We start from the raw sequence: 24,833 nt of genomic DNA on the forward strand, positions 1-24,833 counted from the left end.
ATGGGAAAAAACCAACCCTCAGCAAACCACAAACTGTTTAGCGCTTTTGTGATTGCAGGCTTTGCCTTGTTGTTGTCATCCTGCGCAGGCACACCTATTCCTACGCCGTCAGAGCAGGCTGTCGAGATGCTCGACAAGGCAATGGAAGACACCGGAAAACAACCCGACACCCCAGCCTCCGCAGCACTGAACAACGCCCTGCTTGCACCTCCGGCAAGCGAGTCCATGCCGACTACAGAAGCTATTGAGCGCTTTGATATTTCCGTCAGTCAGGTAAGCGCTCGCGCATTTTTTCTTGGACTGGTAAAGGGTACCAACCGTAACATCGTGGTTCACCCCCAGGTCAGCGGTGACATCACTCTGGAACTGAGCAATGTTTCCATAGAAGACACACTAAAGGTCTGCCGCGATATCTACGGCTACGAGTACAAGCTTAAAAATGGCATTTACACCATATTCCCGAGCGCCCTGCGCACCGAGATCTTCCCTATTAACTATCTGGATGTAAAACGTGTCGGCCTGTCAGACACCAGTGTTCTGGTAGGAAAGGTAGAGAGTTCTGACAGCAACTCCAACGATAATCGCAACAATAACAATAGCAACAATACGGACAATACCAGCCTGCTGGGTATGCTTGATGATGGCTCCGGCGGTAAAAACCGCCAGTCTCCCAGCTCAACACCTGGCGCCCGTATCCAGACACTGACCAAAACAGACTTCTGGAGCTCGCTGCAACAGGCGGTTACCGCCTTGATTGGAGGGCTGGAAAACGGCCGTGATGTCACCGTTACACCACAGGCCGGACTGGTGATTGTGAAAGCGCTCCCCAATGAGCTACAGGTAGTAAAGGACTTTCTCGAACGTTCATCACTGAGTGTGAAAAGGCAAGTGCTGCTTGAGGCCAAAGTCGTTGAAGTCCGCCTGAATGATGAGTTCAACGCCGGTATTAACTGGAACGCTATCAGTGGCGATCTCAATCAGTGGCACAACATCAGTTCCATAGACAGTGACGGCACAAGATTCATTGACGAATCACTGGATGACACCTTTTTCTCCGTACTCAAGGTCAACGACATTAACGATCTGCTGGATTTGATGTCTACCCAGGGCAGCGTTCAGGTTCTCTCCAGTCCCCGAGTAGCCACCGTGAATAATCAGAAAGCAGTTATCCGGGTTGGCACCGACGAATTCTTTGTAACTGGCCTGAGCAGCGACACCACTACCGGTGGTGGCGACACCGTGGTCAACAGCCCGGACATTGAACTGACATCCTTTTTCAGCGGTATCGCTCTGGATGTAACGCCGCAGATTTCCAGCGAGGGCGAAATTATTCTGCATATTCACCCCGTGATCACTACCGTGGAAGATCAGGTCAAAGAGTTGCGTATTGGCGATCAGCTGTTCAATTTCCCGCTCGCCCTGAGAGATATCCGTGAATCAGACAGCATCGTAAAAGCCCAAAGCGGTCAGGTTGTGGTATTGGGCGGCCTGATGCAGGATGTGGAAAACATCACCAAAGGCAAACGCCCCGGGCTCGGTGATGTACCTCTTGTGGGTCATGGCCTGTTTCGTACCAAGGCCTCAAAAAAGACCAAAACGGAACTGGTGATATTGCTAAAGCCAACCATCATTGACAACCAGTCAACCGCCAGACAGCTTCGCGAGAGCCGCGAGCGCATTAAAGCCATGGGAGAAATTTACCAGGAGCGTTTTTAGGTGTATGAAACACACTTCAACCTCCGCGAAATGCCTTTTTCGCTAACCCCGGACACGCAGTTTTTTTACAACCGCGACACTCACAATCAGGCACTCAATACGCTGGTGTTTGCGCTCGAACAGGGAGAAGGCTTCGTTAAGGTGGTAGGTGAAGTCGGCACAGGCAAAACCATCCTGTGCCGCAAGCTACTTCGGGTGCTGGGCAAAAAATTTAAAACAGCTTATATACCCAACCCCTACCTGACACCGGAAGAACTCAAAAACCTCCTGGCCAAAGAGATTGGCGCCAATGTCACTACGCACATGCCCGCACACCGGGTTTTATCCGCCATCAACAACCGTCTGATCAAACTGGCGGAGAGTAATCTGCGCGTTGTCATGATCATCGATGAAGCCCAGGCAATGCCGCGTGAAACCCTTGAAGCATTGAGGCTACTGAGCAATCTTGAAACGGAAAAGAGAAAACTGCTGCAGGTCGTATTACTGGGCCAACCAGAGCTGGATGAACTGTTAAACAGGGATGACCTGCGCCAACTGCGCCAGAGAATTGTTTACCAGGAATACCTGCAGCCCTACGACCTGAAAACAGTCCGGCACTACTTGCGTTTCCGGCTGGCAGCCGCAGGCTACAAGCAGGGCACTCTTTTCTCCAATGCTGCCGAAAAACTGTTGTATTTTGCCAGCAGGGGTGTTCCCCGATTAATCAACATTCTTGCCCACAAAGCGATGATTTGTGCATGGGGCTGCGGCGACAATCGTGTTACCAGCTACCATGTCGCCAAAGCCATTACCGACACTCGGGAGAGCTGCACTCTGGGCAAGTTTTTCTCACTGCGCTGGCACCTGTTATGGCCTCTGGCCGGTGCTGCATCAGTGGCTATGGTACTGATACGCCCGGTGTGGCTGAGTGGCCTGTTATGAGCGTGCAGAGATGAGTCTGGTCAACAGCAGCCTGCAGAATCTGGAAGCTCGCCGCGGCGAGGAAACCCTCTCCAACTACGCAGCAGCCAGCATCAGGCTTGGTCACAAGGAAACCAACAACAGTGCCCGGAAATCAGTTATTGTCGGATGCCTTCTCGTCGGGCTGGCGATGACTATTTACCTGCTTCAATCCCGTTCGGATCAACCGGAAAAACTTCAGACCAGAGCCACCACACAGGAGCTCCCCAACTCTGACCAGCCCGTGATTGTGAAGCTTTCAGCCCTTATTCAAGAGCCTTCCGCTTCTGAAAAGAGCCTCCGAGTTCACCCCCAAAGTCCTCATGCTATTGCAGAGAAACAACAGGCCGTTACACCAGAGCTGATCGAAAATACCGTCACTCTACTGCTGGCATCCGCCGCCGCTGCTCTCAAGTCTGACAGACTGATCACCCCGGAAAACACCAGTGCAAAAAACTATTATCAGCAAGCACTGCTGTTGCAACCCGACAACCAGACCGCGCAACAGGGCCTGAAAAATATCGCCACTCGTTACGCTGAACTGGCCCGCAACCAGTTTCAAAAAGGCCTGATCGAGCCCGCATTAAAGCTGATTGCCCTCGGGTTAACCGTAGAGCCCAATGACCCGGAGTTGCTGATATTGCGCTCGGAAATAGAAGCCTCACCAGAACCAATAGATATCCAGAATAACCCGCCTGGTAACACCACCATAGCTCAACAAATACCTGCAGCTTCACTGAGTGTTCAGCCAAGCAATGCGGGATTGGATAACCGACAACTCAAGCTGGCAAAAGATAAAGTTGCCAGCGGTGACGTTGATGGCGCCATTAGAGACCTGGAACAACTGGCATCCACAGGCGAGATCGGCAAAAACAGCACTCGCCTACTGGCAAACCTGTACCTGCAACAGCAACGACCACTGGATGCAGAAAAGCTGATTCAGCAGCAGACTGCCCTTTCGCAGGCCGAGGCTGCCTACCTTATTGCCCGCGCCCAGGTTCAGGCAGACAACCTGGCAGGCGCGCTCGCCACGCTGGAATCACAGCCACCCCTGATCCAGGATTACCCTGATTATTACTCCCTGTTGGCCGGCATCTATCAGCAGGGAGGGCAATACCGGCAGGCAGTTGCTATCTACAAAAGATTAAGCCAGCTGCAACCGGAAACCTATACACACTGGCTTGGCCTTGCCGCAGGGCTGGATAGCCTCCGGGAGCCCACCGCACTGGCCGCTTTTCGAAAGGTGTTACCCATGATCCCTGAGCAACAGTCCGAACTGAAACACTACATCCGGCAACGACTCGAACAACTGTCAATCCAATAGGTACCGAACAGCATGACAGCCCATTCTCAACCACAACGCATTCGACTCGGTGACCTGCTGATTTCCCAACAGGTCATCACCCCGGAGCAATTACAAGAGGCGCTCCAGGCACAAAAAGATTCCGGACAGAAGCTGGGGCAAGCTCTCATTTCACTGGGCTTTGTTGACGAAAGAACCGTTCTGGAAATTCTTTCACGCCAGCTCAACATTCCCTTCGTTGACCTTCACCATTACAACATTGAACCTGAGCAGGTACGCAGTATTCCCGAAACTGTTGCCCGCCGCTTCAGGGTCATTGTGCTAGGTGAAGAAAACGGCAAGGTTGTACTCGGCATGTGTGACCCGGCTGATATTTTTGCTATTGACGATGTATCCAGGCGCCTCGGCAAGGAAATATCACCCGTTGCCGTGGTAGAAGCCGAACTGCTGGACAGTCTTGATATGTCATATGGCCGCTCGGAGCAAATCCAGAGTCTGGCAGCCGAGCTGGATGAAGTCCTGAGCGAAGCAACCGTCGATATTTCCAACCTGATCAACGACGTCCCTGACAGCGATGCTCCGGTCGCTCGGCTGCTGGAAAGTATTTTCGAAGAAGCGATCAAGACCAACGCTTCCGACATTCATATCGAACCTGAAGAAAAGATTCTGCGAATCCGGCAACGGATCGACGGAATGCTCAGCGAACGCATTATGAATGAACGCCGCATTGCAGGAGCGCTGGTGGTGCGTCTGAAGCTGTTGGCCGGTCTGGATATTTCGGAAAAACGCCTACCTCAGGATGGTCGCTTTCATATCAAAGTGAAAGGCCGTGATATTGATCTGCGGATGTCCACTATGCCCGTTCAGTACGGTGAATCAGTGGTGTTGCGGATACTCAACCACGCCGATGCCGTGCTTTCACTGAACAATAGTGGCATGCCAGAGCGGATGGTCGGCCGTTTTCGCGATTTCCTGCACCGCCCCAACGGGCTGGTACTGGTCACCGGTCCCACTGGCAGCGGTAAAACCACCACGCTTTACAGCGGCCTGACCGAACTCAATACCGCCGACAAAAAAATCATCACCGTAGAAGACCCGGTAGAGTACCGTCTACCACGTGTCAATCAGGTACAGATTAATGAAAAAATCGGCCTGACCTTTGCCAAGGTGCTGCGCGCCACCTTGCGGCAGGACCCGGACGTACTGCTGGTGGGTGAAATCCGCGACCGGGAATCGGCAGAAATTGCCATGCGTGCAGCCATGACCGGTCACCTGGTATTATCAACTCTGCACACCAATGACGCCTGCTCATCACCGCTCAGGCTGGTAGACATGGGCGTCGATCCCTACCTCGTCGCTTCGTCACTGAAAGCGGTTGTCGCGCAGCGCCTGTTACGCCGACTGTGTGATAAATGTGCAAAATCCCATCAGCCGGATGCAGGAGAAAAACAATTAATAGAAATGATTTCAAAACTCCGCGAAATCAAAGCGACCGATTACCGCACGGCCGTGGGCTGTCCGCACTGTTTTAATACCGGCTACAGGGGACGTGTTGGCGCCTTCGAATGGCTCGAAGTTAACGACGAGATGGCCGATCACTTGCGTGAAAACAACAGCCGAGGTTTCCTCAAAGCAGTCCATCAAAGCAGAACTTTCCGCCCGTTGAGTGTTAGCGCCATGGAGTATGCCGAGAAAGGTATTACCAGCCTGTCCGAGGTGATGCGCGTATCCGCACAGCTGGAAGATGAACAACTGACGGATGTCGACTAATGCCAACGTTTAAATACAAGGGTCGTAACGTTGAAGGCATAGAGCTGAAAGGCGTTATTGAAGGCAGCTCCACAGATCACGTGCTCTCACAACTCGCCAACCGTGGCATCACGCCTATCACGCTCACTGAAGCGCGGAAAAGCACCGAGCTGGACGTCATGGTCTACCTGCGCAGACGCCAAAAGGTATCAATGGACGAGTTGATCATGTTCGCTCGCCAGATGTACACCATTACCCGCTCGGGTATTCCTCTTATCCGCAGTGTGCGGGGCATTTCCGGAACCGTTTACAACCCGCGTCTGAAAGATGCACTGGACGATACCGCCGACAGACTCGAAACAGGCATGTCACTGTCTGCTGCCATGCAACCGCACATAGACGTTTTTGGCCCCATGTTTATCAGTATTATCCAGGTAGGTGAAGACAGTGGTCGCCTTGATGAAGCTTTCAAACAGCTCGCCGAATATCTGGAACGTGATCTGGGCACCACACGCCAGATTAAAACCGCACTTCGCTACCCCAGTTTTGTGTTGATCGCTTTTATCATTGCCATCACTGTAGTGAATATCTGGGTTATCCCTGCATTTGCAGGCATGTTTGACCGGCTCGGTGCCGAATTGCCACTACCTACCCGGATGCTGCTGGGGCTGTCTTCATTCTTTGTTAACACCTGGCCCCTTTTGTTGCTGCTGGTGAGCGGCAGTATTTACTGGTTCAAACGCTTTGTCAGAACCGAAGAAGGGGCAAAAAAATGGGGCAAGCTTAAAGTCACCATGCCTATCATTGGCGACATTATCAATCGCGCCACCCTGTCCCGCTATGCACGTGCCGTTTCATTGATGCTGGCGGCAGGCGTGCCGGTGAACCGGGCAATGGAACTCAGCGCCCGGGCGGTCAACAACGACTATATGGCAGAAAAAATCCGCGGCATCCGTCACGGTATTGAGCGCGGCGAGAATATGCTTGCCACCCATACGGCGACCAATATGTTCACACCACTGGTGCTGCAAATGATCGCAGTGGGCGAAGAAAGCGGCAAGGTAGACGAACTGTTGAGCGAGGTGGGAGAGTTCTATGAACGCGAAGTGGATTACGACCTCAGTACGCTTACCGCCAAAATTGAACCTATCATGATTGTGATGATGGCCGCTTTTGCCCTGATCCTTGCACTGGGCATATTTCTGCCCATGTGGAGCCTGTACAGTGTGCAGGCCTGACACTTTTAATACCACTCGCAAAAGCCTGCCTCAACGGGGCTTTTCAATACTTGAACTGCTGGTTGTTGTCGTGGTAATCGGCATTCTGATCACCACCGCATACCGCTACCTGCAGGATCATATTACCGAAGCTGAAAAAGCGACACTGACGAGCCTGTCGAGAGATTTCGCCGTCAGCATGTCCATGATACGCAACAAATGGATTGTAGAAGGAAAGCGCACAACCCCCAAAGGCCAAAGAGTCACCCAACTGGAGGACAGCACTGTCTACCTGAATCAGAGCGGTTGGCCAATTGCAACACGGGCGCTGGACAAAGGTGAAATTCCCACCGCCGAAGACTGCGCGCAACTCTGGAATATTATTATGCAGTACAGCGTAGCGACCACTGTTGAAGGGGCCAGTGTACGCGGCGACGCCAGTTACCATATCTCGTCGCCAGGCAGAAACCATTGCCGGTACGAACTCGCCTATCTGCCGAAAAACCACTACTACTTTGACTACCTGTCAGAGAAAGGGGAAGTAAAACTGAACCGGAATTAACCGGCTATCGACGAAAACGCCCATTTGTCAACAAGTTACAACAGAATACTCATGTAAAGCATTGACTTTTCAGCCAATAGCTTCAACAATAACGACAATTTCGTCAATTCCACAACGTGTTAGATATTATCGATTTTGTCAGTTACGGGATTATCAGCGAATAAGCGTTAAAACCAACCACAAAGCAAATAAAGGGAAGAAAAACATGAAACAACAACGTGGTTTTACTCTGATTGAACTCATCGCCGTTATCGTTATTCTGGGCATCCTGGCCGCCGTTGCCGTACCCAAATTTGTTGATCTGTCACAAGCAGCAAAAGAAGCAGCCGTGAAAGGTGCTGCTGGTGCGTTATCCAGTGCTTCTGCACTGAACCATGCCAATAACATTGCCAATGATGCAGGCCTAACCACCACTACAACTATTGTAGCGGTTGCCAATTGCACGGATGTTGCCAACATACTTGATGGCGGCCTGGACAGCCAGTTTGAGATTGTTGCCGCTGCCGTCGGCACAAATGAAGGCGATAGCGAAACTTGCGTTGTCCGTGACAGTGTGACGACTTCGATCACTGAAAACTTCACAGCTTACCGTGTAGCTCCCTAATGTAGCTCCTCTGAAACAGTGGTTTTGCTGAAGGTTGCCCGACAATCCGGTTTTACCCTGATTGAACTGATTGCGGTGATACTGATTCTCTCAGTACTCACCGCCGGGGTCGCCAGCCAGTTCAGCAACACCTCACAGTTTCAGGCCATGACGACCCGCGACGATATAGTTGCGGGTTTGTTTTATGCCCAGCAAATAGCCCTGGCCAGAGCAGCAACAGACAACACGGTTGCGTTCGTATCGAGTGGAAACAGTATTGATGTCCTTGAAGACGGCACCACAGTTAACGGCATATACCCCCTCACCCTTCCCGGTGGTTTTACCCTGACCAGCGCCACTCTCAACTATGACAAGCTCGGCAGGACAACCGCCACAGCACTGACATTGAGCGACGGTTCCAGTAGTGTCGTCATTCAGGTATCGGCCTCCGGCTATGCAAACTGAAAAACCTTTTTGGATCACTCCAGATCCGTTCGTGATGGCAGCCTCGCCAAACCGCCATTGCGAGCCGCAGGTGCGGCAATCCAAAAAAATATTGCTGGATCACCTCACCCGCGTTCGCAATAACAGCGCCACCTCCCGCTCATTGCGAGCCACAGGTGTAGCAATCCATAGAGCACGTCAACAAGGTTTCTCCCTGATTGAACTGGTGGTCTTTATGGTGGTGGTCGGGCTGGCTTTAAGCTCCACTATACTGGTTTACAACCAATCGGTGATTAACAGCGTTGACCCCATTATTCGCGTGCAAATGGCCGAACTGGCTCAATCACAACTGGATGAAGTTATCGCCAGAAAATATGATGAGAATACTCCCACCGGCGGCATTCCAGCCTGCGGCAGTGCCGAAACCGGCGCACCGGCTTGTGCGGGCATGGGGCTGGAAGCGGGTGAAGTTCTTAGCGACCAGTCCACTCTGGACGATGTGGACGATTTCGATGGTTACAATGATACACCCTATACTGGCTATACCCGTGATGTCGCCATTAGCATTGTCGGCAACACCAAACAAATTACCGTAACGGTATCCGGCCCGAACAACCAGCAGCTTATACTCAGTGCTTTCCGAGCCAACTTCTAGGCTAATCACTGTGATATCAACCACCCGAAAGTCATTTTCAGCTCGCAGTCAGTCCGGTTTTACACTGATTGAATTGATTACAGTGATCGTGATTCTCTCGATCATCGCCACTTTCGGCAGCGGTTTCGTGGTATCGACTCTGGATGCCTATAGCCAGACCCAGGACCGCAGCAAACTGATTAACCGGGGACGTCAGGCAATAGAGCAGATCACCCGCCGAATCCGGGGCGCTACCCCTAACAGTATCCGTATTACCGGCAACTGCCTGGAGTTTCTGCCGCTGGCCAGTGGCGGCAATTATTTAAATGCCGTGCCCGATCTGAATAACGGCGCCCCCGCCTCCAACACGATAAGCATCACACCCTATAGCGTCGATTTTGGTACTGCACGGCATGTCACTATCGGCGCAGACAGCGCTGGTGACATTTACAGTGGCGGGTCGCTGGCAACACTGGATTCATTCACGGCCACCACACTGACGCTCACGGGCAACAAGGTCTGGCAAAGAAATTCACCCACACGGCGTTTCTACCTGACCGATAACCCGGAATCGTTCTGCATGACAGGAGCAAACCTGCTGCACCACAGTGGTTACGCCACCCCCCTGACCAGCACCGGAACACCCGGCGGGGCAGGCACACTGATGGCTGAAAATGTATCCTCCGGCACCCCTTTTGCGATAGAGGCAGGCACTGAAACCCGCGGTGCAGTGGTGATGATTGATTTGGTATTTGCCGAGAAAGACCAGCAGGTACCTATTCGTCAGGAGGTATTTGTTCGCAATGTTCCCTGACACGTTCTGTAATAGCTTAAACCGCCTTCTGGATCGCTTCACCGCTGTTCGCGATGACAACCTGCCCTCACTGTCATTGCGAGCCGAAGGCGTGGCAATCCAAAACCACTCAAGCCAAAGGCGCTCTCTGCATCTACCCCAAAAGCAACAAGGCTTTCTGATGCCGCTGGCCATTTTTATTGTCGTGATCATGGGCTTCTTTATTACCACTCTCTCCCGCACCACCAGCCAGACGGCAACCTCCACCACGCAGGAGGCGATTTCACTGCAGGCTTTTTACGCAGCAGAAAGTGGTGCGCAACTGGGCATGGCCAACCTGTTTTACGACACACTGAATCCATTAACGGCTTCAGCGGTTACAGGCCGTTGCGATGCGATGGCATTAACACCCAGCTTTAGCATCACAGGGCTGCGAAACTGTTCAGCCAGCGTCAGCTGTGCAACCGACAGTTCCGTTCCCGGTAAAAGCTTCTATACCATTACCAGCGTTGGCCGGTGTGGAGGCACTGACATTGGTTCAAACCGAACTGTTCAGGTTTCGGCAAAAATGGAATAACAGCGAATGTGTTTACGGCGTTATATCACTGCTCTGCTTCTGCTGGCTGCCACCGGGCTGCAAGCGGCACCTGGTGATATTCTGTTTCAGGAACAATTTAACAACACCGCTGACCTGACGGCTGACTGGACCACTGACAGTGAAGCCCGCGTCAACGCAGTGACCGGCAACCCAACACCTTCGCTTTCCATAGAGGCTGGCAATGGGGCTCGTTCTGCAACGTCCCGGCCAATTGATACGCAGGTTCCCAGTGCTTCACTGAGCTTCTGGGTAAGGCGTGGTTTCGACACTCAGGGGGGCAACTGTCCATCCAATCAGACATGTTCTGAATACCCGGAAGGTGGTGAGAATTTCCAGGTCCAATACCTCAACAGCAGTAACAACTGGATCACCCTGATCACCTATACCGGTGGCGGCACCTCTGGAGAAATATTCACCTATGATGAACCTCTGCCCGCGGATGGCTTGCACGCAGCCTTCCGCCTGCGTTTTACTCATGTGGGTGGAAACCAGGGCGGCTGGGATTTATGGCATGCCGACGATGTGCTGATCACGGAAACCATTGATATCGCCGCCACCTGTTCTACCACCAGTACGATTTTCTACGAGGCGTTTAACAACAATGGCGACCTCAATAGTGACTGGAACACCGATAACGGTGTTCGTATTAACAGCATCACGTTCGGCGCAGCGTCACCCTCTGTCTCTATTGATGGTCGCTCCGGACTGCATGGCATTACCAGCAAATCAAATCGCATCGATGCCAACGTCGCAGCCGCCCGCCTGGGGTTCTGGGTCCGCCGCGGCTTTGATACCCAGAACAATGGCTGCCCAACCAACCAGAATTGCTCTGAGGATACCGACGACAACGAAAATCTGGTGGTGGAATATCTCAACAATGCCAACAGCTGGCAACCGATCATTACCTACGAAGGCGGCGGAACAAAGGGTGAGATTCTGAATTACAGTGCTCTGCTACCCGGCGATGCACTGTACAGCGGCCTCCGGCTTCGTTTTTTGCATACCGGTGGCAGTGGTTCAACCTGGGATCTCTGGCATATTGACGATGTCTTGGTAGAGCAGTGTACGGGCTCCGCAGGGCCGGACCACTACAGCATTAATAACCTTGCCACTACTGCTGTCAGCTGCGAAGCCATAAACCTGACCATCGAAGCCCATGATGCCAGCCACAACCTGACCGATGCCCTTTCAGCCACGGTTACACTCACCACATCCACTGGTCGCGGCACATGGTCCGGCACAGGCATCAGCGATGCCACACCCAATGACGGAACGGCTACGCTCACCTTCTCCAGCGGTGCTGACTCAATGAACGTACAATTGAGCCACCCGGATCTGGGCGGCAACACCAGCGAGACAATCAATATCAATGTCAGCGACGGCTCTATCACTGAAATCAGCGGCAATGCCATCGCCCTGGATGACCCCAGCACGGTAATTTCAGACTCCGGCTTCCGTTTTATTGAAGTCGCAGGAGCCACGACCACTGCAACCATCCCCAGCCAGGTAGCCGGTGTACTGTCTTCCCAGAATCTGTTTATCGAAGCCATACGTACTGACTTGGACACGGGCTCCTGCACTGGCGTGTACCCGGCTGGCACGACAGTGAATGTGGATCTGGCCGCCGAGTGCAAAAACCCACAAAACTGCGCAGGTCTGCAAGTCGCGATCACCAACAATGGCAATACCACCAGCATTGCCACCAGCAACGACAACAGCGGTACAGGGGCCGCCGCCTACACCGGCGTTAATCTGCTGTTTGCCAGTGATTCCCGCGCGGCCTTCAGCCTGCGCTACCGTGATGTCGGCAATATCAGTCTGCACGCCCGGGATACCGTCAACCTGCCCGGTAACGTATCGGACACACTGACAGGCGAAAGCAACGGTTTTGTCGTCAAACCCTATACGCTGATGATGATTCTGGCCGAAAGTAACGACGCCACGCCGATTAACAACCCGGGGACAACCACTGCATTACCGGGATTTCTGCCCGCCGCCGCATCATTTCGAGTGGTAGTCGAATCTCAGGATGCTGATGGCAACCGAACACCTAACTACGGCAACGAAACCATACCGGAAACCGTTAGTGCATCATTCGGTTCGCTGATTTTTCCAGTGGGCCCAGGAGCGGCAAACGGTACTTTTTCATCCGGCACGTTCACGGCCACTGCCACCCCAGGTCAGTTTGAATCAACAACCGCAAGCTGGACAGAAGCGGGCACCTTTACGCTGATAGCCGATATCGGCGACAGTAATTACCTGGGCGCTGGCGGCGTGGCATCACCCGCAGAATCCGGTAATATTGGCCGTTTTTACCCGGCGGACTTTGCCCTCAGTGGAGAAGCGCTTGATCAATGGTGTGAGGCATCGGGCACGAAAACCGGCTCGTTCTCTTATCTCTCCCAGCCGAATCTGCGACTCACCTATACGCTTACCGCCCGCAACCGCTCGGGCAATCCCGTGCTCAACTATGACAATACTGACTTAAACTACCTGATCACCAGCCCTGACGTACCTATTGGTGCCATCAACTATCATGCCGAAAATGCCGATAACGGTATTAACCTGAATGCACGCGTAACGGTTTCACCCTCGGCACCCATTGCATGGGATAACGGCGTTTACCGGTTGACCGATGTTCCCGGTCAGCTTAACCGTATCGCTGCACCTGATGGCCCGTTCACCGAAACGCAATTTAGTCTGGATGTGACAGACCCCGACGGGGCTGTACTGGATATCGCCAACCGCAACCAAAATCCTGACACTTCGGGGGACTGTTTGACACCCGCCAATTGCACCAGTGCTGCACTGGGCAACCCTCAGGTTTTCCGGTTTGGTCGCACCGTTATTGAAGACGCCAGTGGTCCTGAGTCCGCTCCCCTGCCCGTGATTTTTGGCACCGAATACTGGGATGGCACCAACTTCATCACGACCACCAACGACTCCTGCAGTACACTGGCGTTTAGCGAAATTACCTATGCTACGAATAACCCGATTGCCAACCCACAGCCTGTAGCGGTGGGCAGCGGCACCAGTAATGGCTCACTGAACGCAGCTGGTTCAGCTGCGGCAGTCACCTCCGGCACCTTCGGGCTGATTTTTTCTGCTCCCAATGACACAGGTCAATTCCCTGTTTCGGTCAACCTCACCAATTACCCCTGGCTGCGCTTTGACTGGAACCAGGACGGCGATTACAACAATGATACTGCCCTGCCTGACGCCACCATCAACTTTGGTGCCTACCGTGGTCACGACCGGGTAATCTACTGGCGTGAGCGATTCTGATCGTGAGTTTTGAAACATGAGCCTTCGCCTGTTGTTACCCCTGATGTATATGGCAATACTGTTTGCACTGTCATCCATTCACGGTGGCGCAAGCGCCACCCCGGCAGAGGAATTGCTGGCCTGGTTGCCTCCGGGAATACAGAACCTGCTGCACATCCCGGTTTGGGCGGGGCTGACAGGCTGCTGGGTATGGGCGCTCCAAAGGAATCATTATCCGCTTTTGCTGGCAGCAACGTTCTCGGTTAGCTATGGCATAGTTGACGAGTTATACCAGCGCACAGTTCCCGGCCGCTACGGCTCTCTGACTGACCTGTTATTTGATACTATTGGCGTTATTGCCACCTTATTGCTGGTCGCCTGTTTCAAAAAATCATCGTCGGCAATAACATGAAAACAGCGGACATAGGCTTTTCAGCCTGGCATTTGCGGCCCATAATCAGACACAGACAATGAACAGACTTTCTCTCTCGGGCACTTTCATGAACAAAACCCTTGGTTTTATGATCGCAGGGCTGCTAATCGTCGGCCTGGAGGCTCATGGTAAATCAGCCAGCAGCTCCCCTGAAGGGCTGGCCCTTGCCAAAGCGGTGTACGACAGACCAACGGGCGAGGATGCCAGCTCAAGAGTGCTGATGATATTAACCCGTCAGGGAGGCGAACCCAGACAGCGCCTTCTCTACAGCTACGCCAAGGATAAAGGTGATGCAGAGCGCTGGACACTGATGCGATTTATCCAGCCGGAAGACGTCGACAAAACCGGCCTGTTAACCAAGGATTATGAAGGCGATGACAGCGACCAGTGGTTGTACCTACCGGCCCTTGACCGGGTGCGGCGCATTTCATCTTCTCGCAAAGGCGGTCGCTTTGTTGGATCGGATTTTTATTATGAGGACCTGAAAGATCGCGAAGTGAATATGGACCACCACCGCATTATCGGCAAGGACAAGGTGGGTGGTGTGACCTGCGTTTTGCTGGAAAGTATCCCGGTAGAAAAATCGAACTCCGTTTATTCAAAACGCGAGAGCTGTATTTACAAAAAATTGATGATTCCACTGCGAATAGACTACTACAGCAGAAAGTCAGAGCAGCCCGTGAAACGCCTGCAAGCCAGAAAAATCAAGAAAATACAGGGTTACTGGACCATCTTTGACAGCACCATGGTCAACCTGAAAACGGGACACAGTACCAAGCTGATCACAACCGATATCCGTTATGATCAGGATATCCCTGACGCTCTGTTCAGTCAGCGAGGATTATCGGATGACAGTCGGGAAAAACCGTTCAGACCGCAGAGTGACAGCGCAAGAACCGATCAGGAATGAACAAAATACAAGGAACACACCCATGAATATCAAAACCATCGCGCCCCTGTTACTCACCACACTGGTTCTGAATACCTATGCGGAAGACAGTGAAGAGTTGCTGATTATTGAAGATGAAGAAACACTGATCATGGAAACAGATCACCATGATTCAGAAACCATCGTACTGGAAGAATCAGGCGAAGTTGGCTCTGAAGACGATATACTCTTGATAGATGACGGCGCTGATGAACGCGAGATTGTGGAAACGGCACAGGATGTCGACCTACCCCCTTCCACTATTGCACAACACACAGAAGACCGTGCCGAAAAGCCTGACGGGGAGCTGGTTTTTAAGGCTGACAACCTATGGGCAGAGTACGGTGCTTTCAGCAACAGCAACTCGGCAGCCGATCACCAGGGGTACGCACACGGTCAGGCAACCCTGTCGTGGACCGATGGCTCTCAGTGGGAGGTACAGGCCTCGGCCAGAGTGGATGGTTACACCGAGTCCGGCAAGGAAGACTGGCATGATGTCACCATCGATTACGACGAAACCTTCATTCGCTACAAATCCGAAAGCTCGATTTTAACGGTAGGCGCACAGAAAATCCTCTGGGGACGGATTGATGAGTTCCCACCCACCGACCGCCTCAGCACACAGGATTTACGCCGTTTTGTGATTGATGACCTGAAAGACCGCCGTCTTGCCTCAGCTGCCATTCGCTACGAACATTTCTTCGGCAATAACAAGATTGATCTGATGATTTTGCCCGCTTTCCGTGAAGCGGAATTGCCGGATAAAGACAGCATCTGGTACCCGGTCAATCAACACACCGGTGAGATACTGGGGCTAGAAACGACACCTGCTCTTGAAACCCTTATCAAAAGCACCCCGATCAAAAATGATGAGCCCAGTTCGGAAGGCGGCGCTGGCCTTCGTTTCAGCAGTATCGGCTCCGGTCTGGACTATGGCCTCAGCGTTCAATATGGTCGTCAGACACTACCCTACTTCAGCTATAACGCAACGGACGGTTTAATCGAAGCACGCTACCCCAGAAGCTGGATTGTTGGCGGCGATATCGGTGTCGAGGCTTTTGGTGGCACCTTGAAATTCGAAGCGGCCTGGCTTGGTGACACACCCGTCACCAGAATCAACGGAACATTTGACACCGTTGAAAGTGTCAACTGGGGAGCGGCATGGGAAATTTTCCCAGGTGATGGCGACGGCCGCATCAATCTGCAAATTACCGGCATAAAATTGCTCAACGCTTCTTCTGTGCTGGATAGAACCGAGATTTACGCGTTTAATGGCTCTTATGAAATACCGTTTGCCGACAACCAGTGGCGCTTTAAAACACGCTTTTTCGCGGGCCTCGACGACAAGGACTTCTACCTCAATCCGGAGCTGGCCTATACCGGCTGGGACGCTCAGGAAATCTACTTGGAAGCACACTGGTTTGACGGCGACAATGGCACAGTCGGTGGATTCCATGAAGACAACACATTGCTGACACTGGGCTGGCGAGCGGACTTTTAACAGGAATTAACCATTAACAACGAGAGTAACAACCCAGCTCACACCGAAAAGCTTTATCGCAGCCGACTGGCAGATGAAAGCCAGCCTTATGCTGTTCTGCACTACGGCATTGTCGTTTTTGCCAATGACGCATTTGCAAGGCGTCTGGGGCTTGCCAGTGGTCCAGACCTTGAGTCGATGCTGATTCTGGATTTTGTGCCAGAACCGGAGCAGAGTCAGGTTCGCAGCTATCTGGATCAGGCAGTACAGACGACTAAAAATGACACGCCTCACGAACAGACCTGCACGTTCAGAGGTGTTGACGGCCAATCAATACCCGTGCAGCTGCAGGCCTGTAAAACACTTTTCGATGGCGAAGTGGCTGTTGAGCTTCAACTGCAGACGGCAGAAGATCTTACCCTCGCCAAACGGGTTCGACGTTTGCCCTGGCACCTGTATTTCAGCTTTGTCTGTCTGGCTCTGATTATCACCATACCCAACCTGTTGTTACCAAACCTGAACATCAACAACACACCATCAACATTTCTTCCTCCAGATGCGCCGTCTATTGTCGCCGACAAAAAGGTCAGGGAAACTTTCCCTGACGATGAAGTGATCGTATTGCTCTTTGAGGGCGTTGCACTTTTCTCAGACGGCTTCCTCCGCGCCTACCATGCCCTGACAGAATCACTGGAGGAACACCCGTTAATCGATGATGTGGTCAGCATCAGTCGACAGGATCATATCAGCGCCTCTGAAAACGGATTCCTCGTTGCACCATTGATCAACATTGAAGAACTCGCTGAAACCAGCCCAAAGGAACGCCTTGCCAAAGCGGTGGGCGACCGGTTTGCCAAAAATTCGCTGGTCGCATCTGACGGATCGGCAATTGCCATGGTGGTCATTCCCCAGGCGCTGAACAACAGCATCAAACACCTGGCTCTGGAAGAAGATGTACTGGCACTTGTCAGGCAGCATCGCATAAACGGTTACCTTACTGCCATGGCCGGAGAGATCAGTACCGATGTGGCCCAAATGCGAATTATTCAGCGGGATAATATGATTTTTATACCCGCCACCGTCATTGCCGGACTGCTACTGATATGGCTATTGTTTCGCCGCGTTATTGCTGTGGTAACAACAGGAGTAGCAACCAGTGCCGTTGTTGGTTCGACCCTTGCTTTCTATGTGGTATTCGAGCAACCCTTTAACTCCATTTCCGGGATTATTCCACCACTCCTGTCAGCATTGACGATCGCCACCCTGATCCACTTTTACAACGCCCTGCACTACGCTTCCATGCGCGGTCTGTCAGGCAAGCGGCGCGTTGATTCCGCCCTGCGCGAGGTCAAACGGCCTGCGCTGTTCAGTGCATTGACCACATCAGCAGGTCTGGCTTCACTTGGGCTAAGCCCAATACCGCCGATCAAGGTATTTGGTCTGACAGCAGCAGCGGGTGTATTTGTCATTTATTTCATCGTGATTCACTTGCTGCCGCCGATCTTCGCCCGCTTTGACCGGCAGGAGTGGCCAAACCGGAAATCGGGCCTGCTACTGATCGACAAGCTGGTGCGTGGACTTTTTCACATTGGTATCCGGCAGCCCGTGGTAGTGCTGGTCATGTTTGTTCTGCTTCTGGGGGCCGGTGTTCCCTATATACTGAAAGTTGACGTCGAAACAGACGTACAGGCATTTTTCCACCCCGGTCACAAGTTGCGCAAGGCAACCGAACACATCCAGCAAAAACTGGTTGGCACCATGCCGTTGGAAATCATATTAACCTCGGCAGAACCAGAAGAGCTGATCCAGCCGGAAGTACTGATCTACATACGGGAACTCCAGACATGGCTTGAGCAACAACCGGAAGTCGACAAAACAGTGTCCATTGCAGATTTTGTAGAAGAAATGCATTGGGGCTTCAATGCAGAAAATCCCACCTTCCGAGCAATACCCGACAACCCTGAACTGATCAGTCAGTACCTGTTTGTTTACGATGGTGAAGATCTGTATGACTTTATTGACGAGGAATACAGCATCGCCCGAATTCCACTGAATCTCAATGTTCATGGCGCTAACGAGATAGGGGAGGTGATGCTTCGCATCAGGCAGCAACTGCAGGAAACCCTGCCAGCCAATATCAGCTGGGACACTGCCGGGGCCGCGCGCATGTTTTCAGACCAGGAAGACCTTCTCATCAAGGGACAGGTTTACAGCCTGGGCGGCGCACTGCTACTGATTTTTGTATTGATGCTGGCCCTGTGGCGATCCCTGAAGGATGCACTGATCTGCATGATTCCCAACCTGTCACCTGTCTTGCTGATTTTCATTTTGATGGGGATCATGAGCATCTGGCTGGATATGGCAACGGCCATGATCGCCAGTGTTGCTGTTGGCATTGCCATTGATGACACCATCCACATATATCACGGTTTTATCCACCGGGTGCGACGGGGCACCAATCCTGTTATGGCAATGGCCAGAACCTACCGGCAGGCAGGCAGAGCGGTTATGACAACCACTATTATCCTCTGCTCACAATTTGTATTGATGCTGGCAAGCGCCTTTGTGCCCATGAACAGTTTCGGACTGCTCACCAGCACAGGTCTGCTGGCGGCGCTGGTATTCGACTTGCTGCTGTTACCGGCTCTGTTGATTCTGGTTTTTAGAGCAAAATCCTCTAACACACCTGCCCACAGCCAAGCGGCTGCATAAAAAAGCCCGCCATTCGGCGGGCTTCACAGTACACTTGTTATACCCTATTTAAGTGTTTTCAAAAGAGCTGCTGCCTCCTCTTTCTCCGGGAATTCAGCCTTTTCAGCCAGCAATGCTTGCAATTGCTGTTTTGCTTTTGCCTCGTTACCCGCCTCTGCCGTAATCATAGCACTGTGATAAAGAAGGGAAGGGTCCCGGGGGAAAATTTCCAGCGCCCGCTCGATCGAGCGTTGAGCCTTGAGATGGTTGCCGGTTTTCGATTGCACCACTGCCAGCGTATCCAGAGCTGCTGCTGATTTCGGCTCAAGGCGCACAGCCTCTTCGGCATACTCAAGAGCACGTTTTGTGTCTGTTTCGCGCAACAGCCAGGCCAGATTATTGAGCGCCAGTAAATTCTGCTTATCTATCGCTAACACAGCAGAATATTGTTCCTGAGCGAGTTTTTCTTCATTATCAGTAATGTACAGACGCGCCAGCTCAAGGCGAGCTAACGAATCCTGAGGGTGCTCCTCAACCCAGGACTCCTGCAACTGACGGCTCGCCTGGCGATCACCCATACTGAGCATTTGCCTCGCCAGAATCAGCATATTCCTGGTTGAAGGCATCTTCTCGTGAGCCAGCGCAAAAAGTTCCAATGCTTTTTCCTGTTTCCCATCGAGGCGGTATTTCTCCCCCTCCAGTTGCAGGACTTCGTAATAATCCGGAGCAATCTCTTTCAATAAAGACAGTTGGTCTTGCACCTCTTTTTTATTTTTCTGCTCGAATAAAAGCTTCGTCAACTCAATGCGCGGTGCCAGATACCCCGGCGATATCTCAAATGCGGCCCTGAATTCCTTCATCGCCTTGGCTTTATCATTCAGCCCCAAATAAGCTTTTCCCAGATGGAATCTGGCCTGAGGCGCATCAGGACGTGATTTGGAAAGCTTTTCAAACGAATTCTTCGCTTCGAAAAACTGACCGCGTTCAAGCTGCGAAAGACCCAGCACATTGATCACATCAGGAAGGTTTCTCTGGTTTACATCCATATCCCCAAGCGCCACAGGCACCTGTTCTGGCTTGCCCTGAAGAATATGGTAGCGCGCCATTAAGACTTTCAGGTAAGCAGAGCCCGGATGTGCCTTCAGCCCTCTCTCCATATAAGCAACCATGGCATCATAGTTTTTATTGATTTCTTCAAGCGCAATCAGTTTTAGCAAAATACCCAGATCATTATCGTGATATTTCAGTGCTTCCAGATAATAATTCTTCGCTTGATCCTTCTGATTATCCTTGACTGCCAGAAATGCCAGATTGTGAATGGCTGTCAGGTTTCCTGGATCAAGATCCAGAGCCTTACCGAACGATACTCGAGCTTCCTGCTCTTTTTGAGAGGCCAGATAAATTCTGCCTCTCAAATTATGGGTAACCTCACTATTGGGGTTCTTTTCAGCAAACTTGTCTACAGCCTTCATGGCACCATCGTAATCACCATCACGCAGATGCGCAGCCACAATCAAAATATCGGCCTGTTGCAGTTCAGGGTTAAGATCCCGCGCGGATTGAATCTGCTGCAGCCCCATTTCCTCCTGCCCGGAAGAGAGCAAACTGGCTCCAAGCCTTAATCTCGCCTCAGCAGAATCAGGCTGCAGTTTGGCTATCCTGGCGAGAAGATCTATCGATTCCTGCTTTTTGCCCTGCATCATTAAGGCCTTGGCCAGAATGTTCAAGGCGTTGGCATCGTCTGGAGATTGCTCCAGCAATGGAGTCAATAACTCTTGCGCTTCTTCTGCTTCACCAGACTTCACTTTAAGTCCGGCCAGCAATCGCCGACCGGCAGCATTGTCGGGCACTATTGATAAAAAGCGGTAGGCAAAATCCTCAGCCTGGCGGAAGTTACCTTCGATATTATGAGCCAGCCCAAGATACAGGAGAGACATGGGATACCGGGTTTCAAACTTGCTGCTCACCTCAAAAGAAGAAATGGCATCCTTAAAATTTTGCTCCTGAAAAAAGATTAAACCTTTCAGGTAATACACCCCAGGGTGGTTGGGAACACGTTGTGCAAGCGCCTTAATATCTTTTTCAGCGCCCTCAACATCTCCCAGCTGTAAACGAACCAGAGCCCTTTTGTAATAGTCTTCCAGGTTCTTGGAGCCAGCATCTATCGCTTTGCTATAGGATTGTTCAGCCAAGTTCAGTCGGGCTGTCTGGAATTCAATATCCGCCAGCAAGCTCAAGGCTGGTGCATAACCCGGGTCAATTTCCAGCACATGATTAAGTTTCCGTAACACCTCGTCAAACTGACCATTTGATTGAAGAGCCGTGATTCGTGTATCGGCAACAAGTGCAAATGCAGATTGAGGATCTTCCTCAATGGCACGACTCACCAGAGACGCTGCTTCTTCAATCCGTTCCCTGCTCAAAATCCCCAGGCCCTGCGCCGCGAGCACGAAAGCACGGGAACTGGCAGAAGTGAGATTAGCTACCGGAAGCCCTGCAAGCTTTTCTTTATCTCCCACGGCAAGGTACGCCTCTGCCAGTAACGGCAAAACATCGTCATGCGACTGCCCGAGCTCCAGAGCCCTATCAAGCTCTTTAATCGCATTTGCATAATCACCTGACTCAAGATAGAGCTTGCCCAGCAACCAACGGGCTTCTTGATTACCTTCGTCTTTCTGAAGCGTATTCTTAAGCTCGATAGTTGCCGCCTTGCTTTTACCTTCCGAGATAAATTGCTTGGCATCTTCAAGGTTTTTGGCACCCGTCGGATCACCACTGCAGGCAAACAGCCCAAGGGTGACACAGATTAAAAGAATTTTGTGGAAATATTTGTTCATATCAACAATCCATTTGACTTGTTTTTAATACGTTATTCAGGTGCGCACGCTGTGTTATCCAGCGTACGACATAGCTATCTTACATCCAGCAGCAGAAAACTGTTGCATATAAGCAGCGTTGTGCCTTTTAGCACAACATTCCCGACTGAAATTACCAGATAGAAGTTACCACGAAACAGGGAATTTTTCATAGAGGCTTTTGCAACACATAAAGCTTGTATCCATAAAATCGACGCATAAAAAAAGCGGCCCTGTAAACAGGGCCGCCTTCTAATGCCTGACAAATCTATCAGCTTTGGTGCTTTCTGCGACGCAGACCCAACATCAGCAGCAGGCTACCAGCAAACAGAGCAAGTGTAGCTGGCTCTGGAATCTCTTCAGCCGTAATGGCGAATCTCAGCTGGAACGCGTTAGTTTGTCCTTCCAGTGTGATCAGACCAATACAGCCATCTTCCGCACCAGCGACCGAACAAACTGCATTATCCAGGAAGCCCAATCCTTCTGCCAGCAGATAAACAGTGTACTTAATGAAACCACCACCATCAGCAGGGATCAGGAACTGATCAATCTGGAAGGCGTCGTCATCGGAATCGATCACATCAACTTCTGGACCAAGATCCAAACCGCTCAGCGTGAAAATGTCACTACAACCTGTTCCTGGGTTACCTGAAGGGCAGGCATCGCCAGTCAGGGCGTTATTGGTTTCCGCAAAATTAATACCAAAGGTAAGCACGCGTGGAGCCAGTGCACCCAGTGGCGGAGCCAGCGCTTCCAGTACCACGTAATCCGTACCAGTGGCCGTATCCAGTGTCTGGAAAGCATTGCTGATCGCAAAGTTGTTGTGAGCCAGAACCGGGCCAAGTCCAAAATCGGCCAGTTGCAAAACACCATCAGTACTGGTTGTTACATTTGAATTAACCAGAGCGTTGGTTGGCTGGGTCGGATCAACACCAGGATTAATAACGATGCTGCTGCGAGGGCTACCGGTAGGGCTACCCCATGCCAGCTTGGTCACACCAGCGACATTGCTGCCACTTGCACCGCTGGCAAAAATATCATCACCGCCACCACCATTGGTGTCTTCCCAGGCAGTAAATTCAAATTCCTGTTCCGAACCCCACTGGGTAATCAGGGGCACGGCGTTTGCGGCAGATACGCCGAAAACAGAGAGTACTGATACCAGAGCTACTTGCTTCAATTGTGTTGCTAATTTCATTTTTTCCATCTCCATTTTAATTTTTCCTGCCCTGTTGCTTCAGCTTAAAAAACAAAATCGCGATCCTTACGTTTACAACAGAACAGACAAAACACTCAGCTACGAATAATGCACTTTGCATGCCAAAAAAATAAACCGACAAAAAAAAACACCTAAGATACTGATTTAAAATAGTTTTTTTAGAATTCGGCCTATCTGAAAAAGCGACATCAACGCCACCCAAACATCAATTGTAAATAATGCTGACAGTCACTTGATAACAAACCCCACCTCATCTCTCACCCACCCACAACGGGTATGTTTTTGTCCAGACACGGGCTTTGACGCATTGCCGTATTCTCTCCATAATCCGGCAATGAATATTATCCAACAACTCATTACTGCGGCGCACAGTGCCCCCTCTGCCGACAACAGCCAGCCCTGGCACTTTGATTGGGATGGCACCCGGCTGACGGTGAAATATGATTCAGAAAGAGTCGCAGGAAAAACCTTTCCTCCCGAGAGCCAGGCTACCTTGCTATCCATAGGGGGAAGCATAGAAAACATTTGCACGTTGCTGCACAGCTACGGCCTTGAACCCTCTGTGCACTGGCCTCCAGCCAGCGGAGATACCTGCCCGTATTATGCACAAATCAGCTTTACGCAGACCAGCGCAAAAGCCTCTGCTCTGGATTCTGACACTCTGAAAACTATCCTGAACCGCCACACCAACCGTTTCCCCTACCAAAAAGAACCGCTGAAACATTCGGCTCAACAAAGCATCGAAACGCTTTCCTGTGGAAACGCAAGGCTGTTATTTATTGAAGAACGGGATCAAAGGAACGGGCTCTGGGAACTGGTGAAATCTGCCACAGAAATACGTTTCCAGACAAAGGAGGTTCATGAGTGGCTGGGAGCCAGCCTTCGATTCAAAAAGGACTCTGTAAAAAATTCTGACGGCCTCGACATTGATACACTGGGGCTGCCGCCCGGAGGCAGCCTGATGCTGCGTGGAATAAGCAACTGGAACCGAATGAAGTGGTTAAACAAACTGGGTATTTACAAGTTGCTGGCAAAAATAGACTCTGCCCCGGTCAGGCAGGCCCCGGCAATCATTGCCATTGTTGGCCAGAACAATCGCCAGGGCGCTATTGAGGCGGGCCGTCTTCTGGTCCGTTGCTGGAATGCATTGAACGCTCAGGGTCTCGCGGTACACCCCTATTATGTGGTGTCGGATCAGATCAACAGGCTACAGGAAGGAACGGTTCCCAAAGAGCTAACTGACCAGGCACAGCAAATACAGCAAAAGTGCAATGGAATTTTCCAGTTAGCAGACTCTGAAACTTTATACATGCTACTTCGAACAGGTTACCCGAAAAAGGAGAAACCGCCTCGCTCCGCACGCCTGCCTCTTGAGCAGGTATTTAGCGACCATTCCAAAGCCTGATAACGTCCAACTCCGTCATG

Annotated in this window: 19 protein-coding genes; 17 read left to right on the forward strand and 2 right to left on the reverse strand. The window is 51.6% G+C overall.

Annotation, left to right across the window (positions count from 1 at the left end; translation table 11 throughout):
• The 16 genes from mshL (at position 1) to H7A02_10300 (ending at position 19,355) form a co-directional block, all read left to right on the forward strand.
• Entirely contained in the window at positions 1-1,716 is a 1,716-nt protein-coding gene (mshL, locus tag H7A02_10225; GenBank protein MCP5172631.1) for a pilus (MSHA type) biogenesis protein MshL, read from the forward strand.
• Positions 1,717-1,746: 30 nt separating this feature from the next.
• A complete protein-coding gene (locus H7A02_10230; protein ID MCP5172632.1) occupies positions 1,747-2,637 on the forward strand; it encodes an AAA family ATPase in 891 nt (296 codons plus the stop codon).
• Complete coding sequence (locus H7A02_10235) at positions 2,624-3,979, forward strand: tetratricopeptide repeat protein (protein MCP5172633.1); 1,356 nt, start codon at positions 2,624-2,626, stop codon at positions 3,977-3,979. Before H7A02_10230 ends, H7A02_10235 begins: the two co-directional genes overlap by 14 nt.
• A 12-nt stretch (positions 3,980-3,991) precedes the next feature.
• Positions 3,992-5,728, forward strand: a complete 1,737-nt coding sequence (gene tadA / locus H7A02_10240; GenBank protein ID MCP5172634.1) for a Flp pilus assembly complex ATPase component TadA — start codon at positions 3,992-3,994, stop codon at positions 5,726-5,728.
• Positions 5,728-6,945 (forward strand): type II secretion system F family protein, encoded by a 1,218-nt coding sequence (locus tag H7A02_10245; protein ID MCP5172635.1) that lies wholly within the window; start codon positions 5,728-5,730, stop codon positions 6,943-6,945. Before tadA ends, H7A02_10245 begins: the two co-directional genes overlap by 1 nt.
• The gene (locus H7A02_10250) at positions 6,932-7,486 is read left to right on the forward strand and encodes a prepilin-type N-terminal cleavage/methylation domain-containing protein (protein MCP5172636.1); all 555 of its coding nucleotides are present in this window, start codon (positions 6,932-6,934) and stop codon (positions 7,484-7,486) included. The genes H7A02_10245 and H7A02_10250 overlap by 14 nt, the downstream gene beginning before the upstream one ends.
• 205 nt (positions 7,487-7,691) lie before the next feature.
• On the forward strand, positions 7,692-8,090 hold the full coding sequence (locus H7A02_10255) for a prepilin-type N-terminal cleavage/methylation domain-containing protein (GenBank protein MCP5172637.1): 399 nt from the start codon (positions 7,692-7,694) through the stop codon (positions 8,088-8,090).
• Between the two features lie 24 nt (positions 8,091-8,114).
• Positions 8,115-8,534 carry a type II secretion system protein gene (locus H7A02_10260; protein ID MCP5172638.1) on the forward strand — a complete coding sequence of 140 codons (420 nt, stop codon included), beginning with the start codon at positions 8,115-8,117 and terminating at the stop codon, positions 8,532-8,534.
• A 34-nt stretch (positions 8,535-8,568) separates the two neighbouring features.
• The gene (locus tag H7A02_10265; protein ID MCP5172639.1) at positions 8,569-9,168 is read left to right on the forward strand and encodes a type II secretion system protein; all 600 of its coding nucleotides are present in this window, start codon (positions 8,569-8,571) and stop codon (positions 9,166-9,168) included.
• 10 nt (positions 9,169-9,178) lie between these two features.
• Positions 9,179-9,961, forward strand: a complete 783-nt coding sequence (locus tag H7A02_10270) for a type II secretion system protein (GenBank protein MCP5172640.1) — start codon at positions 9,179-9,181, stop codon at positions 9,959-9,961.
• A 160-nt stretch (positions 9,962-10,121) separates the two neighbouring features.
• Entirely contained in the window at positions 10,122-10,517 is a 396-nt protein-coding gene (locus H7A02_10275) for an MSHA biogenesis protein MshP (GenBank protein ID MCP5172641.1), read from the forward strand.
• 6 nt (positions 10,518-10,523) lie between these two features.
• Positions 10,524-13,823, forward strand: a complete 3,300-nt coding sequence (locus H7A02_10280) for a hypothetical protein (GenBank protein MCP5172642.1) — start codon at positions 10,524-10,526, stop codon at positions 13,821-13,823.
• Between the two features lie 16 nt (positions 13,824-13,839).
• Positions 13,840-14,214 (forward strand): VanZ family protein, encoded by a 375-nt coding sequence (locus H7A02_10285; GenBank protein MCP5172643.1) that lies wholly within the window; start codon positions 13,840-13,842, stop codon positions 14,212-14,214.
• 109 nt (positions 14,215-14,323) lie between these two features.
• On the forward strand, positions 14,324-15,145 hold the full coding sequence (locus tag H7A02_10290) for an outer membrane lipoprotein-sorting protein (GenBank protein ID MCP5172644.1): 822 nt from the start codon (positions 14,324-14,326) through the stop codon (positions 15,143-15,145).
• A 22-nt stretch (positions 15,146-15,167) separates the two neighbouring features.
• On the forward strand, positions 15,168-16,664 hold the full coding sequence (locus H7A02_10295; GenBank protein MCP5172645.1) for a hypothetical protein: 1,497 nt from the start codon (positions 15,168-15,170) through the stop codon (positions 16,662-16,664).
• A gap of 177 nt (positions 16,665-16,841) precedes the next feature.
• A complete protein-coding gene (locus H7A02_10300) occupies positions 16,842-19,355 on the forward strand; it encodes an MMPL family transporter (GenBank protein ID MCP5172646.1) in 2,514 nt (837 codons plus the stop codon).
• A 44-nt stretch (positions 19,356-19,399) separates the two neighbouring features.
• On the opposite strand, the gene prsT is transcribed toward H7A02_10300, so the two are convergent.
• Both prsT and H7A02_10310 read right to left on the reverse strand, forming a co-directional pair.
• Positions 19,400-22,171 (reverse strand): PEP-CTERM system TPR-repeat protein PrsT, encoded by a 2,772-nt coding sequence (gene prsT, locus H7A02_10305; protein MCP5172647.1) that lies wholly within the window; start codon positions 22,169-22,171, stop codon positions 19,400-19,402.
• 289 nt (positions 22,172-22,460) lie between these two features.
• The gene (locus H7A02_10310) at positions 22,461-23,387 is read right to left on the reverse strand and encodes a THxN family PEP-CTERM protein (protein ID MCP5172648.1); all 927 of its coding nucleotides are present in this window, start codon (positions 23,385-23,387) and stop codon (positions 22,461-22,463) included.
• 355 nt (positions 23,388-23,742) lie between these two features.
• Between H7A02_10310 and H7A02_10315 the strand changes: the two genes are divergently transcribed.
• Complete coding sequence (locus tag H7A02_10315) at positions 23,743-24,813, forward strand: hypothetical protein (protein MCP5172649.1); 1,071 nt, start codon at positions 23,743-23,745, stop codon at positions 24,811-24,813.
• Positions 24,814-24,833 lie beyond the last annotated feature (20 nt).

Source organism: Pseudomonadales bacterium (assembly GCA_024234435.1).
Classification (GTDB): Bacteria; Pseudomonadota; Gammaproteobacteria; order Pseudomonadales; family Porticoccaceae; genus JACKOF01.

Coding starts and splice junctions, on each gene's coding strand:
- prsT (MCP5172647.1), bottom strand. CDS start 22,171: ATGAACAAATATTTCCACAAAATTCTTTTAATCTGTGTCACCCTTGGG.
- H7A02_10280 (MCP5172642.1), top strand. CDS start 10,524: ATGTGTTTACGGCGTTATATCACTGCTCTGCTTCTGCTGGCTGCCACC.
- H7A02_10300 (MCP5172646.1), top strand. CDS start 16,842: ATGCTGATTCTGGATTTTGTGCCAGAACCGGAGCAGAGTCAGGTTCGC.
- H7A02_10255 (MCP5172637.1), top strand. CDS start 7,692: ATGAAACAACAACGTGGTTTTACTCTGATTGAACTCATCGCCGTTATC.
- H7A02_10265 (MCP5172639.1), top strand. CDS start 8,569: ATGGCAGCCTCGCCAAACCGCCATTGCGAGCCGCAGGTGCGGCAATCC.
- H7A02_10230 (MCP5172632.1), top strand. CDS start 1,747: ATGCCTTTTTCGCTAACCCCGGACACGCAGTTTTTTTACAACCGCGAC.
- H7A02_10245 (MCP5172635.1), top strand. CDS start 5,728: ATGCCAACGTTTAAATACAAGGGTCGTAACGTTGAAGGCATAGAGCTG.
- H7A02_10275 (MCP5172641.1), top strand. CDS start 10,122: ATGCCGCTGGCCATTTTTATTGTCGTGATCATGGGCTTCTTTATTACC.
- H7A02_10290 (MCP5172644.1), top strand. CDS start 14,324: ATGATCGCAGGGCTGCTAATCGTCGGCCTGGAGGCTCATGGTAAATCA.
- tadA (MCP5172634.1), top strand. CDS start 3,992: ATGACAGCCCATTCTCAACCACAACGCATTCGACTCGGTGACCTGCTG.
- H7A02_10315 (MCP5172649.1), top strand. CDS start 23,743: ATGAATATTATCCAACAACTCATTACTGCGGCGCACAGTGCCCCCTCT.
- H7A02_10295 (MCP5172645.1), top strand. CDS start 15,168: ATGAATATCAAAACCATCGCGCCCCTGTTACTCACCACACTGGTTCTG.
- mshL (MCP5172631.1), top strand. CDS start 1: ATGGGAAAAAACCAACCCTCAGCAAACCACAAACTGTTTAGCGCTTTT.
- H7A02_10285 (MCP5172643.1), top strand. CDS start 13,840: ATGAGCCTTCGCCTGTTGTTACCCCTGATGTATATGGCAATACTGTTT.
- H7A02_10310 (MCP5172648.1), bottom strand. CDS start 23,387: ATGAAATTAGCAACACAATTGAAGCAAGTAGCTCTGGTATCAGTACTC.